General features: G+C 42.4%; 12 protein-coding genes. 6 read left to right on the top strand and 6 right to left on the bottom strand.

What is annotated here, in order from left to right:
• Positions 1-74: 74 nt before the first annotated feature.
• Positions 75-665 (top strand): hypothetical protein, encoded by a 591-nt coding sequence (locus AB6D07_RS05835; protein ID WP_139137568.1) that lies wholly within the window; start codon positions 75-77, stop codon positions 663-665.
• A 110-nt stretch (positions 666-775) separates the two neighbouring features.
• Complete coding sequence (locus AB6D07_RS05830; protein ID WP_241810841.1) at positions 776-1,921, top strand: DUF3800 domain-containing protein; 1,146 nt, start codon at positions 776-778, stop codon at positions 1,919-1,921.
• Between the two features lie 376 nt (positions 1,922-2,297).
• On the opposite strand, the gene AB6D07_RS05825 is transcribed toward AB6D07_RS05830, so the two are convergent.
• From AB6D07_RS05825 to AB6D07_RS05815, 3 genes are read right to left on the bottom strand one after another with little or no spacing between them, the layout of a single operon-like run.
• Positions 2,298-3,065 carry a hypothetical protein gene (locus AB6D07_RS05825; protein WP_017102504.1) on the bottom strand — a complete coding sequence of 256 codons (768 nt, stop codon included), beginning with the start codon at positions 3,063-3,065 and terminating at the stop codon, positions 2,298-2,300.
• A gap of 46 nt (positions 3,066-3,111) precedes the next feature.
• Complete coding sequence (locus tag AB6D07_RS05820) at positions 3,112-3,363, bottom strand: hypothetical protein (protein ID WP_241810868.1); 252 nt, start codon at positions 3,361-3,363, stop codon at positions 3,112-3,114.
• 1 nt (position 3,364) lies between these two features.
• Positions 3,365-3,787 carry a hypothetical protein gene (locus AB6D07_RS05815; protein ID WP_017102506.1) on the bottom strand — a complete coding sequence of 141 codons (423 nt, stop codon included), beginning with the start codon at positions 3,785-3,787 and terminating at the stop codon, positions 3,365-3,367.
• A gap of 728 nt (positions 3,788-4,515) precedes the next feature.
• Between AB6D07_RS05815 and AB6D07_RS05810 the strand changes: the two genes are divergently transcribed.
• On the top strand, positions 4,516-4,761 hold the full coding sequence (locus tag AB6D07_RS05810; protein WP_029222804.1) for a hypothetical protein: 246 nt from the start codon (positions 4,516-4,518) through the stop codon (positions 4,759-4,761).
• A gap of 129 nt (positions 4,762-4,890) precedes the next feature.
• On the opposite strand, the gene AB6D07_RS05805 is transcribed toward AB6D07_RS05810, so the two are convergent.
• Positions 4,891-5,808 (bottom strand): LysR family transcriptional regulator, encoded by a 918-nt coding sequence (locus tag AB6D07_RS05805; protein WP_017101559.1) that lies wholly within the window; start codon positions 5,806-5,808, stop codon positions 4,891-4,893.
• Between the two features lie 194 nt (positions 5,809-6,002).
• On the opposite strand from AB6D07_RS05805, the gene AB6D07_RS05800 reads away from it, so the two are divergent.
• From AB6D07_RS05800 to AB6D07_RS05790, 3 genes are all read left to right on the top strand, one after another.
• The gene (locus AB6D07_RS05800) at positions 6,003-7,634 is read left to right on the top strand and encodes an alpha-glucosidase (protein WP_029222803.1); all 1,632 of its coding nucleotides are present in this window, start codon (positions 6,003-6,005) and stop codon (positions 7,632-7,634) included.
• Positions 7,635-8,001: 367 nt separating this feature from the next.
• Entirely contained in the window at positions 8,002-9,180 is a 1,179-nt protein-coding gene (malE, locus tag AB6D07_RS05795; protein ID WP_009845865.1) for a maltose/maltodextrin ABC transporter substrate-binding protein MalE, read from the top strand.
• A 50-nt stretch (positions 9,181-9,230) separates the two neighbouring features.
• On the top strand, positions 9,231-12,107 hold the full coding sequence (locus AB6D07_RS05790) for an amylo-alpha-1,6-glucosidase (protein WP_017102316.1): 2,877 nt from the start codon (positions 9,231-9,233) through the stop codon (positions 12,105-12,107).
• A gap of 116 nt (positions 12,108-12,223) precedes the next feature.
• Here the strand turns inward: AB6D07_RS05790 and AB6D07_RS05785 are convergent, their stop codons facing one another.
• Positions 12,224-13,051: an alpha/beta hydrolase gene (locus AB6D07_RS05785; RefSeq protein WP_017102315.1), complete on the bottom strand. Its 828-nt coding sequence runs from the start codon at positions 13,049-13,051 to the stop codon at positions 12,224-12,226.
• A 151-nt stretch (positions 13,052-13,202) separates the two neighbouring features.
• Positions 13,203-14,105: a MalM family protein gene (locus tag AB6D07_RS05780; protein ID WP_017102314.1), complete on the bottom strand. Its 903-nt coding sequence runs from the start codon at positions 14,103-14,105 to the stop codon at positions 13,203-13,205.
• Positions 14,106-14,117 lie beyond the last annotated feature (12 nt).

Genomic DNA, 14,117 nt, shown 5'->3' with positions numbered 1-14,117 from the left:
TGCCTTGGAACTTCAAACACTGACAAGTCGCCCCGTGGGTTCATGGGGCGGATACGGTTTTTGAGGAGAGTAAGTTGAGTTTATCTTTTGAAGATTTAATCGAGCGTCATATGTCTAGTCTTGATACAGAGACTATTCACTCATTTAAAAAAGTTTTTTCTGGAGCTATGGATAACGAGTTTTCGAAGATTGAACAAGCACAAGTTGCACACGACAGTATGCAATTTATATCCGAAGAACATCAGTATATGCACAGGTCATGGATTGAAGATGACGCAATTTATAAGTTTAGTGTTGTCGACTTGGCTGGTGAGTTGTACATCTTAGCGCTTTATAAAAGGGTTGAGCTTAAGCATAAAGAACTTATTAGTTTTTTCAATCTTGAAGTAGGCGCAAGAAACGTCTCTAATTGGAATGACCTAATAAAAGTATTGCCACGAGAGGCAAAAGATCTGCCTGAGTTCAATGCAGTAAACGAGTTAAGGTTGATAAATAATGCAATTAAACATCAAGGTGTAATTAGTAAACAGTTGGCAAAAAACTATCCAAATCATGGCCAACTTGGTGACGAGTTAACAGATTTATCTGCTACTTTTGAACGGATAGAACCAATAGTTTGTAGGTATACAAAAGAACTATATGCAATCCTGAAGTCCAAAACCTAACAAATTGCTCAAGCCAACAGCTAACGCTCGGCATTTATGGTTTGTTTGAGTTTTTTGATTCCGTGGCTTTGCTTGAGTCATGGTTGTTAACTGCAACTTAGCAAAGCTATATGCTGCGAGGAGAAATGATGCATCGATATTATTTAGATGAAAGTGGAAACAGTGGTGATCTACTCAAATCCGATTTTTCACTTAAGTTTGGTGGGCAGCCATTGTTCTCTTTGTCTTGCGTTGGGATTGACGATGAGGAGAGAATGGCACTTAAACTATCTGAGTTGAAAGAAAAATATGATGTCGATAGTGAACTTAAATCTTCAGAGATCTACGCAGAAAATCCAGACTTCTTCCTCGAACTTATTGAATACCTGATTAAAAATCGCGTCCCTATACTCATCGAGTTGGTGGATAAAAAGTTTTGTGTCATCGCAAACCTTATTAGTAGCCTCATTATTCCAATATATAGTGAAATCGATGAAACCCATGGGAAAAATCAGCTAGTCAGAAACCACTTAGCTAACTATATGTGGCATCAGTTACCAGATAACTATTTGAGGCTATTCAATGATGCTTGTGTTCAAAGAGAAGCAGATAAAATTAACAACTTGCTTTTGGAACTCAAAGGCTTTTTCGGAAGCTCAGACTGTGAAATGTTAGAAAAAAAGCAGGTTCAAAATCTAATATCCGCTTCTATTGATGAGTTTCAAACTTGTTGTAGTGTAATTGGCGAGAGTAAGGCTGTTAAACGTTACCTTCCTATTCCTGACGTACTCAACAAAAGTAAAAGAAAGTCCAAAGCGAAAAAGGTTAATATTCTTCCACATGTACACTCTTTTTTTAATATCATTGGTCGTCTAAATATGTACCATCAGGGAGATATCGCGAATGTGACTCTAGTCCATGATGAACAAAAAGACTTTGATGTTATTTTGGCAAAGTCGAAAGAGTATCTTGTTGAAAACAGTATTTCACTTAACTCTCCTCCAACGCCAAATTCAAATCTAAATGTTTGTAGTGACTTTACCCTAGAGTTTGTCGACTCAAAAAACAGTTTTGGTGTTCAAATGGCTGATTTGATTGCTGGTTTTTATGTTAGGTTTATCAATGAGGTTTTTTATGAGAGCAAGAAAGTAGAGAGTGTTTATACCAAGACATTTTCTAGGTTAGTTGGGTACCAAAATTTCCATGCACCTTTAGGTTGCAACTTTGTCTTGCCTCATGACAAACAGCAAAGCGTATTCCGAGCCTTCCATTTTTAATAATGCGCATATAACAAATAACTATGGCATGGCTTTTCCTTACTCAGAGTAATCCGAAAATAACTCAATTAGCAGATTCACTGGCACGCAAATGTCCAGAGGCTTCATAGACCAGAAGTTTTACTCGTGGCACTTTTCTCTCAAAGTGCCAGCCAGCTCAGGTATGCCCCATTGTGACTTAATACGGCCTAAAACTTATTCTTAAATGTCAATATTTGCGATACTTAAACCTATAGAGGTAAAAGAAAGACCTGATGTTGCTCAAGTATCCGAGAGTTATTGCTGGTAACAACTCTCGGATACATAATGAACAAGAGATAAAATTCGGGGGATAGTTTTATAGTGCAAGAATCTTCTCTAGCTAAGTTTGGTTTACTCAAAGTAATGTAGTGATAATAGCCGTTGGAATTATCAGCATCAGAGCAAACATTCCTAGACAGCCCGATCCTTTAGTTGAAGTGTATGGTTTTACATGGGCATACCACTGACCTACAGTTAATCCATTAGCTTGATCTGTAATGCGCACTTCGACGCTGTGTTTTCCAACTTCAACCGTATGCGAAAAGTAATTTGAAGTTTCAGACCATTCATTATGATAGTGGCTCAAGAGTTCTGTTACTTGATATGGCAGCATAGCGGCAATCAATTGGCGTTCTTGATCTACGATATGACTAAGTAGCTTCTGGTATGTTGTCGAGTCATCGCCTGCCAACCATACAAAACGATTTGATAAATTGTCTGGGATTTCCCAGTCTGTCTCAATGCGATTTACCTCATTTTGCAGTAAAGCGACAAGTTCATTAATTTCGGTGCTTTTATTGGCTCGTATGAGCATTTTGTTACTAATAGTTGTGAATTTCCAGAGTGAATCAACTAGCTTGAATTTATCCTCAAGAGGCATATGCTTTGGAATCAGGTTGAACAACCGTTCAGCAACCATACCACTCATTTTTCTTTGTCCTGATCTCCAACTGGGAATTGTTTGGATTGCATAATCGTAAGCTTTTATACCATGCAACTGTTTATATTCTTGCATGATGTTTTCGAATGTAATCCCTGTCAGATTAAAGAACCAAGCTTTTACGTCTTGGTCAGTGCCCCCTAGCTGCTTGGTTAGTACTTTTGCTTCCTCAATATGGCGCATAGCTTGGGAACTTTGATAAGTGTTCCGCTTGTATTTGTAGTTACGTCTAGCCACCAAATAACCTCTTCAATAAAGGCAGTCTATTCACCGAACCGCGAAGAGTAATAGTTTTACCATTACACACCACCGTGCTAGAAGAATTGAAGTGACAAAAACCACTAAGCAGATGATTTCGCATGGTTTGTCTAGTTGTTTTACAAAGACCTAGAATTTTATCTTTATCTGCATGGTCGAGAAATTTCAGCTTTGGTTCAATCTCATTTGCAATATCTGTTTCGGCATGAATAAATAATTTCACTTTATCCACCCATAATCATAGCGATGATAACGCCTGCTACACAAAGCATTGCGACAATACCCATCATACCACCACTGCCTTCACCTGCTCCTGTACGAGACATTTTTCCTTTCGCAGCTCGCTCTGTATTACCCATTACAACCTCTGTACGTCCGAGTGATGTAGTTTGACTATGAGTGATTGTAACTGAAGTTCCATCTGTAGTGGCATCACGAACTGTAGATGTCAGATCGCCTAAATTAGTTCGCGTAGCCCCTAAGTCAATGTTCATCTGTTGAGCTTTTTTTGTGAGTTCAACCTTTGATTCTGCGAACTTTGAAACGATGTGTGCTCTCTGTGGCTCATCCAAAGTTGACAAGTCAAGGTTTCCCATATCTGTTAGATTTATGTGGTTGTTTTTTGCTGGTAAGTTTTCATTATTCATTTTTGATGCCTTCTTTTTTTTAAATTGCTTTTAGTGCAAATATCGGCTTTGTGAAGAAATTTCATAGCTAATTTTTAGTAAGAAGTCAGCTAATTATCCTCAAATATAACAGTCGAATAGGTAAGTTATTCTACAAATTATCTACCTTTAATACCTTGATATGCAATTGATATTTTGTACAGAGTACTGCATCACTAGTTTTATCGACCATACGCTTTACTCTTTCTTGAGTGCTAGAAGAAAACCTCGGCAACGGTGCTGTCGTGACAGTTTCCCTTTCTACACATGTTAATTTTCAAATAGTGCTCTTTTAGAAAACTACGTTTGTCGAGGGAGGTATATTCACACCACGATTTGAGAGAACAAAAAACCGTTTGCTTGGCGGTCTTCTCCAAATAGCCATTCACTAAGAATCAATTGCAAGGTCGGTTTAATGATTAATGGGAGCGCCTATTGCTTTTTGCCTTTTAAGGTGACTTATACCTGAGATAATCAATGAATCGCTAATTTAGTAAAATTCCTGAAACACTTCTGTCCAAAAACGTGCCAGCACGATCTCAGCTACCTCATCCCCTTTCTGATGTAAACCGCTCCCGATTACATTCCACTGGTTTACTGTTTTGCCATTCGCTTTTTATGGTTAAAATGCCTTATGGTACAAACAATCGAATTATCGATACTTGCGGGCTTTGCCACAGGTATTCCCCATTTACACGAAAAGACTGATTATGAATTTTAATATCAATGCACTGAAACACCACCAACTGGTCGAAGATGGTCAACTCGAAGGGTGTTACCTTCATCAGCCAGCACAGGGCAGCCAGCAAGACGATGACGCTGTTTTAGCAGAGCGCCAAGCGCTAGAAAAATTGGGGTATAAGGTAGTACAGGTACAAGCCAAAGGTGGGGCAACAACCTTTGCTGAGGCTATGCAAAAGTTTGCGAAGAAAACCGGTCACCAGACCAAAGAGTAGGCGAATGGCTAGAGCGGCTTATAACGTTCAGTAATCAATAGATTAGCCGCCCTGAGCACCAGTCGATGATGCTAATCGCCTTAACGCCACAGCGCGTCCCTACTTTCTCCGCATTTTCTAGCCTCTAGCTTAATCAAAGTTGGCTTTTTGTAAGATCTCAATGAACGTCTTGATCTTGAGGTCTTCCGCTCCCTGTTTCGCGTAGAGGCCAACGTTTCCTAGCTTAGAGTCATCAATCAGTAAGGTTTCGAAGCCTTTGTCTTTCATCCAATCGCACATTTTATGACTGTATGGCATGACAGCATCCGACATTCTCAACATATCTAAGCTCGCAAAAAGAGAGTCAACGTCATAGACATCTCGCCCAACCACCTCAGTATCACGCCCGCCAGGCTGTGAATTTACGTGGTCAGACAGTACAGAGTTATGCCTAGAGTGATCGGGGGTCACTTGGAGTATTGGAAACGCCAACATCTCACGTCTTAACAAACTCGGGTCTAAGTGTTTCTTCGTTAACAATGGATGGTTGGCTCGAACAAACACCGCTTCTTTGTCTTGAAAGAGTGGGTAAAACGTTACTTTGCATCGCTCATGCAGCCCATAGATTTCATGGCCAACAAACAAGTCGATATCGCCTTGAACCAAGTGGTGCATCAAAGACAAGTTGTTACCGAACTCTAAATGTAGCGAGCCCATTTTTTCTTGTTGCTTGTATTCCTCAACCGCCTTGCAAACAAATTGTTCCCACCAAGCTTCCCCGGTGCCGAGTTTCAATTTACCTGATTGGCGCTGCTGCATGTCGGTAAAGCGGTGCATTAACGACAGATGCTTTTCTTGCTGTTCTTGTGCAAACTCCCGAAACAACAACCCGTACTCGGTAAGCTCAACGCCTTTTGACTTACGAGTAAAAATAGCCACACCAACATCACTCTCTAATTTCTTGATCGCAGCGGTCAAGGAGGGCTGGCTAATATTCAGCTTTTCCGCGGCACCTTTAATACTGCCAGTATGCGCAACCATCAAAAAGTATCGGTATAGCTTGTTCATAGGATTCTCTTAGTTTGCATTCGATCACAAAATGCGAGGTTAGAAATTCAACAAATTAAACCACTGGACACAGTCCGCAGCGGATAGAGCTCATGATATAGGATTTTTCTATAGAGAGCATTAGTAATGCTATTTCCCAGTGTAAGATGAAATCACTATAGTAAGGTCAATTAACTTATTAAGTGGACATTGAGATGGAACAGAAATGGTGGCATGACGCAGTGGTCTACCAAATTTACCCGCGTAGCTTTTTAGACTCGAATAATGACGGTATCGGTGACCTAAATGGAATCATCAGCAAACTCGATTACCTCAAAGAACTAGGCATTAATGTCATTTGGCTCTCTCCTGTTTATCAATCTCCAATGGACGATAACGGCTACGACATCTCCGACTACCAAGCGATAGCTGAAGAGTTTGGCACGATGGAAGAGATGAAACGCCTGATGGATGAAGCGAAGAAACGTGACATTAAGATTGTTATGGATTTAGTGGTCAATCATACGTCAGATGAGCACCGTTGGTTCGAGCAAGCACGCTCTTCAAAAGACAATCCGTATCGAGACTATTACATTTGGCGCGATGCAAAACCAGATGGCAGTGCACCAGATGACCAAGGTTCTATCTTTGGCGGAAGCGCTTGGCAGTGGGATGAACTCACACAACAATATTACTTCCATCTATTCTCGAAACGTCAGCCCGATTTGAACTGGGAAAACCTGAAGGTTCAAGAAGAGGTTCATACTATGATGAACTGGTGGATTGACCTTGGCATCGGCGGCTTCCGCTTAGATGTGATTGATCTTATTGGTAAAGAGATCGATAAAGGAATCACTGGTAACGGACCAAGGCTGCACAAGCTATTACAACAAATGAATCAGGCGACCTTTGGTAACAAGGATTTGTTAACCGTAGGAGAAACTTGGGGCGCAACACCAGAAATAGCCAAGCTATACAGCGGACAAGATAGAAGTGAACTTTCTATGGTATTCCAATTTGAGCACATTACCCTGACATGGGAGAACGGTGACAAATGGAACCCTATTCCGCTTGATCTTCGAGAGTTCAAAAATGTGCTGACCAAGTGGCAGCTCGAGCTGGCCGATGGTGGTTGGAATTCCCTTTTTTGGAATAACCACGATTTACCACGTTTGGTTTCAAAATACGGTGATGACAAACATTTCCGAGTTGAGTCAGCAAAAATGCTGGCGACGTGTTTGCACTTCTTAAAAGGCACACCTTACATCTATCAAGGTGAAGAAATTGGCATGACCAATGTCGCTTTTGACAATCTAGACCAATATAAAGATATTGAAACGCACAATTTCTATAAAGTAAAAACGGAATCGGGTGTCACTCATGAACACATGATGGACGCCATTCACGAGAACAGCCGTGACAACGCTAGAACACCCATGCACTGGAACAACCAAGCTAATGCAGGCTTCACTGACGGAACGCCTTGGATTGAGCTGAATCCAAACTACCCAGAGATCAACGTCGAAAGTGCGTTGGCTGATCCAAGTTCCATATTTTATCACTACAAGACATTGATAGAGTTACGAAAAGCTCACCCAGCGATTGTCTACGGTTCATTCATTCCTGTTTTTGAAGAACACGACAAGGTTTTCGCCTACGTCCGTGAGTTGGATGGTGAAAAGCTGTTTGTAGTTTGTAACTTCTCAAACGACAACCTGACACTGGATATACCTGAACAATACCAAACTCAGACGCTTGATTGTCTGATCAATAACTATCAAACGGTCACTGAGTTGTCAGCCAAGCTTGAACTGGCACCGTATGAATCATTTGCTGTAAAACTGTAATCATACGTTAAATTCAACACACCAAAGGCAAGGTTCTCCTTGCCTTTTTTATTACCCAATGCCATCGATTCTCTCCAACATTTCACATCTTAACCTAAGCAACCTAGCGCTTAGTTTTGGATGGCTTTCATCACCCAAAAATAGTTTGAGCCCGCCTTCACATTTCTCTATACGCGCCACTTCACAAAACTATGGCGATCGCCTGTAAAACAGCACTGTATCGGCATTGCTATAGCTTTTTACTATATCAAAGGTGCGTTTACCTATTTCTCAAAGGCTAAATTAGTCGATATTATTTTCAGCAGATAATAAGAACTGATAGAAGTGATTATCGTTATGGATAACCTTCTGAATATGGAATAAAACTATGAAACCTCTATTGAAAACACTGTCTATTTGTACCCTTGCTGCTCTTTTCAATGCACCGGCTTTTGCTATGGAAGAAGGTGAAATCACAATCTGGATCAATGGCGATAAAAGTTATGCCGGTCTTGCTGAAATTGGTAAACAATTCGAAGAAGATACCGGTGTAAAAATTAACGTCCAGTACCCAGATTCACTGGAAGCTAAATTCCAACAACACGCAGCAACAGGCGGCGGCCCTGACATCATTTTCTGGGCACACGACCGTTTTGGTGGCTACGCAGAATCAGGCCTACTTCACGAGCTTAATCCAAGTAAAGAATTCAAAGAAAAGCTTGTCGACTTCAGTTGGGATGCGGTGACAGTCAATGGTAAAGTTGTGGGCTACCCTCTAGCAATCGAAGCACCTTCTCTAATCTACAACAAAGACCTACTTCCAAACCCACCAAAAACATGGGAAGAGCTTGCTGACATTCAGAAAGAGATGGCTAAGCAAAACAAAAAAGCCATCATGTGGGATGTGAAAAATGCGTACTTCACATGGCCGATGATCTCTGCCGGTGGTGCCTTTGCGTTTGAAAAAACAGCAACAGGCTATGACGCTAAAAGCACAGGTGTTAACAATGCAGCGGGTGTTCGCGGCCTTCAATTCTTAGTTGATATGGTAAACCAAGGGGTAGTTAACCCGAATATGGATTACTCAGTCGCAGAAGCAGAGTTCACCAATGGCAATGTGGCAATGACCATTAATGGCCCTTGGTCTTGGGGTAACTTAGACAAGCTTGGTGTTAATTATGGCGTTGCTGAACTACCGACATTAAATGGCGGTAAAGGTAACCCATTTGTTGGGATCCTAAGTGCGGGTATCAATGCTGCGAGTCCAAATACTGATCTTGCTGTCGAGTTCTTAGAGAACTACCTATTCCAAGACGACGCTCTGAAAACCATGAATGATGACAAGCCTCTTGGCGCGGTGACACTAAAGTCATTCCAAAAAATTCTTGAGAGCGATGATCGCATCAAATCAACCATGACGAATGCTGAAAACGGCGAAATCATGCCAAACATTCCGCAAATGACGGCTTACTGGTTCGCTGAAGGTGCGGCTATCGATAACGCAATGCAGGGTAAGCAAACCGTTAGAGAAGCGCTAGACACAGCAGCAAAACAAATTACCAAATAAGCTTTCCTCATATTAATAACCCTTTCCTCATATTAATATCCTATTGTCCTTTGGCACAGCGCATGCTGTGCCTTTTTTGTTTTGGAAATCAACTCGCTATGCAAATCCCTACTCTTTACCTAAAAGGTACGTTCAATGGTTGGGGGTTAGACACCCCATTGATCAAAGAGCAAGACGGCTCCTACAGAGTAAACCTATGCTTATCTACCGACCTTTATCGCTTCAAAATTTCGGATTCAGATGGCACCAAGCAATGGACACTTTCAGGGCATGAAAGTGAAGCCACACTCTGTGAATTGGAACAAGCAACGCCGCTTATCAATACACAAGGTATTGGCAATGATCTGCTGCTCTCTCCCGCTGTCGCTGGTCAATACTCCTTGAAGGTGCAATTCAGATCTTCGACGCCAACGATCACCGTAACCAAAGGGGAATACAATGATCTATCAACACCTCAACGAGAGCCTGTTAACACACATCTGATAGAGGTTGAGACAGATGAGATGCTGCCTCACTGGCAACACCCTGAATTTGCAATGTCACATGACCAACTATTCCAAGAGCTCACCATCTCAGAGACACAGTCATTTCCGTTTGTGTTCGGGGATAATGTCGATGGTTACTATCATGGCGCAACCTATAGCTATGTAAACGGTGGCAAATATCGTCACCACCAAGGTTGGATACTGGGAACCTTCGCCAGCTATATCGACGGCAAGCTCAATAACAAGTTAGAGGCTAAGCGTGCCAGCCTGACGCCTTATGGTATTGAACATCACTATGATCATAACCGAGAGTCCCTGAGCCTGATTCAAGGTTCCAGACTCGTATCGCTCACGGTGTCGTCAAACAAACCGAGCGCTTTAAGCTTAATTCCAGAACTCAACATACCGACCACTCACTCTAAAGTTCATACCTCAGACTCAAACATCGTCATAGAACTCAGCCCTCAAGTTTGCCCAGACGGCTGCCCAAGGTTTGTCGCCATCGCAAGCAATCATGCTGTACATGCACGAGAGATCTCGCTAGACGCTCACCCTGAACTTCGCGATCTAGTTCAGCTCTCAGAGAGCAATACAAAACTCATGCTCACGACGTCAGATAAACAAACTGAACTCATCGTCTACCTCGGCTTTGCTGAAACCCTTAAAGCCGCTAGTTCATTGGTTAATCAAGCCGTCAAAAATAACGAACACGTTCTTCACCAACAGCGGATTTATGAGTTCTTAACCAATAATTATTTGTGGACCAACGACCTTGAATACAACCAAGCGGTTATGTGGTCGCGCCTTGCAAGCCGAACCTTTGTGAGTCATGAGTTCGGCACGGGCATTTGGGCTGGATTACCTTGGTTCAAGGACTGCTGGGGCCGTGACACCTTTATCGCTTTGTCGGGCACAAGCTTGGTTAATGGGCTGTTTAGTGAAGCAAAAGAGATCATTGAAAACTTTGCGTCCATGCAGATGCTCGACGAAAATTCCGCGAATTACGGCCGAATCCCGAATCGAGTGACCAGTAAAACGAACATCATTTATAACACCACCGATGGTACTCCTTGGATGATTCGTGAAGCCCTTGAGTACATCAACTACTCTGGCGATGTGGCGTTCGCTAAGGCCATTTATCCCACTCTCAAGCGTTTCATCACGGGTGTCGAAAAACATTACTTGAATAAAGATAGCTTGAGTAAAGATGGCTTGAATGAAGATTATTCGAATAAAGACAGTCTGATGGCACATCGCCACCCTGATACGTGGATGGATGCAAAAATTGATGGGATGACACCTTGGTCTCCTCGCGGGCCTAAAGCCAATGACATCCAAGCTTTGTGGTTTGAAAGCTTAAACTGCGCTATTCAACTCGCTATTCTGGTGGGCGACTCTGAATCAGAAAAGAGCTGGACAATCCAAGCAGGAAAAGTGCAAGAGAGTTTCGCCACCAAGTTTTGGGATGATAAAAACCATCGCCTAGCCGACCATTTATCGCAAGGTGATGTGCCTGATTATAGCGTGCGCCCGAATCAGTTGATGACGATTTCAATTCCTCAGAAACGTCCGCTTAATCAGAATGAAAGAGAGCAATACATCGTCAAGAACGCGGTCGAAACGCTATTGTTTCCATGGGGGATCTGCTCGTTGCAACAAGAGCATGTCGATTTTCATCCTTATCACGACAATCAAGCCATGTACCACAAAGACGCGGCTTATCACAACGGGACGATCTGGGGGTGGAATGCGGGCTTTACCATTACGGCGCTCAATAAGTTTAAGCAGCAAGATCTCAGTTACCAACTATCCAAAAACTTGGCAAAACAGATCCTTACACAAGGCTGTAGAGGGACAATGAGTGAAAATTTGGATGCTTTCCAAGATAGTGACCGCGACCTTGTAGAATCAGGGACGTTTGCTCAGGCCTGGTCCGTTTCAGAATACGCTCGTAACGCGCAACAGGACTATTTGGGATATTGCCCACGCTTATTGGACAATCAGATACACCTAACACCAAACTTCCCAAGTTGTTGGAGCGAATTAGTGGCTTCGTTGCCTTTTGGTCAAGGAAACCAGCTACGACTGTCATTTGAATCTAAAAATGGGATTTCTCATTACAAGATTCAGTCAAATCTAGAAGATACGGTAAGTCCCGAAATCACGTTGGTGCTTACGCTAGACATAAACCATGAGTCTGTTGCCGTAATCTCGACACCATTAACACAATCGTTGGAGATCATGATCGACAGTCACCAACAACAGGTCACAGTTAACGACAAACAAGCGCAGTTTGAGATTCAGCTAAAGCCAAATAACGCCATCTTACGCGATTTACAGTTTGCCAAGCCCGACTTTGCAAGGCAACACAACAGCTTGATGAGCAAGGACTACTTGTTGAACAAGCGCAATAAGCAAAAATTGTCAGCAGCCAAGGACTAGCTTTGCTGATACTAAGCCTATCGCTTTATAGACGTATAAAGTGATACGGCTATAACGTGATAAAAAAGCAGGCCTAATACACCGTTTACGAAGACAAAACGGAGTTCGGCCTTCTTTTATTGTCTAAAAATAAAGTCGATGAAATCCGGGAATCGCAACGACCAAGCCAGTTCATTGTGTTGATGACCTTGCCCTTCTTGATAAAACAGCGTCACGTTCGGCTTTTGAGTGAGTAACGTGTTCATTGCCCTTGAACCACTCAGATAAACGTCAGCAAAATCTACGTTTGCCTCTTCACGAACTTCATTCGTTCCCATATCCATATATATTTTCGTTGGAGACAGAAAGTTAAACTCTTTCATATACTCGAAGTATGAGGATTTATTGAACCAAAACGCTGGAGAGAAGACCCCAAGCACGCCAAAAGTATTCTGGTACAGTGAGCCACCATATAAGCTAATTAGCCCGCCCATTGAACTGCCAGCAAGGTACGTAAACTCTCGGTTCGGCTTTGTTCTGTATGTTTGGTCTATATAGGGCTTCAATGTATGACAGATAAACGCCATGTACTCGTCCCCTTCACCACCAAATTTAAGTAGCTCATCACCAACACCCAACTCTTTTATCTCTTGGTTAGCGCGCCAAGGCGAATACTCATTGTAACGCTCCATGCCATTAAGCTCATGACTGCTGTCGATGGCGACAACAATTACCCCTGATAACTTACCGAGCCTTTGCATCTCATCGAGTGTCGTTTGTGCATCCCAACACATCCCATACGTCGCTGTAGACTTCTCAAAGACATTCTGCCCATCATGCATGTATAAGACAGGATAAGCGTGCTCTGCTTGGTGATACCCCGCAGGAAGGTAAATGCGGAGCGTTCGAGTTCGATTCAACTGTGGAATAAAGAACTCATCGATAATAATCAATTCAGATTGCATAACGACCTCTAAACTTGAAGTGTCTATAAATTCAGATAAAAAAACGCCCCTTTAAAGGAGCGTTCTATCTCTATCTAAGCGACTAATATACTGGGCTGCTAAGCCATTAAGCCTACTAAGCTATTAAGTTATTAAGTTATTAGCTAATAAGCTATTTTGCGTTAACTGCTCGTACAAACGCTTCTTGAGCACCTTCAACATTCAATGCTTTCGCTTCATCAAGTAAGCCCAGCGCTTTAGGTACATCACCTGATTTCACCGCTTTTTGAATGGAAGAAATGTAGAACTCTTGAGTCTCTTGCTGCACTTTGAGTGCGGTTTCTGCTTTAGTAAGCGGCGCAGCTTTGCTTACTGGAGCGGTTTGAGTTGCTGAAGATTTGGCAACAACAGGGGCAACGGCCACTGGTGCTACCGCCGCTGTCGCTCGGTATGGGCGAAGCTTCAGAGTTTCAATTTCAAGAGTAAGACGACCCCCCAAACGATTGGTGTATACCGGGTCAATGACCATTGGCATCACTTCGCCATACTCTTTGGCGCGCACTTTGGCTGGGTGATCCACTTTAATTGTTTTACCAAGTTCATCCGCTGGAGTGTAGATGATCATATAAGGCGTTTTGGTTGCATCAACACGCAAACGTTCAGCATAGCTTGTTCGAGTAAAAGCATCGGATGCTTGTATTCTGAAATCATCGAACTTTAATGTTTTCACTGGCTGAAAGGCTTCATCTAAAAAAATGACTTCCGGGGCAAATACCGAGTCATCAATCATCAAGCTTGCTAAAGTGACGACCATTTCTCCTGAACGTTCACTAAACTTAAAGCCTGCAAAGTGACTATTACCCGTAGTGAAGTTACCTACCGGCGAGCCTAAATCAATATCAAATTTTAAATCTTCTTTGTCGTTTAGCTGCGCATAGGGGAATTGCGAAAAATCGCTGCAGCAAACTTCTGAGTTGGTTGGTGGAGCGAGCTCAGTTTGAACCTGAGCGTCAGATGCACAACCGCCTAGCAAGGCACCTAGTACCACGGCTAAAATAGAGCTTTTATTTTTCATTGTAATCTCTCT

It is taken from the genome of Vibrio sp. 10N.239.312.C11 (genome assembly GCF_041466065.1).
GTDB classification, from domain to species: Bacteria; Pseudomonadota; Gammaproteobacteria; order Enterobacterales; family Vibrionaceae; genus Vibrio; species Vibrio tasmaniensis_A.
The sequence above is the reverse complement of the archived record's forward strand: the minus strand, read 5'-3'. Positions and strand labels throughout refer to the sequence as shown.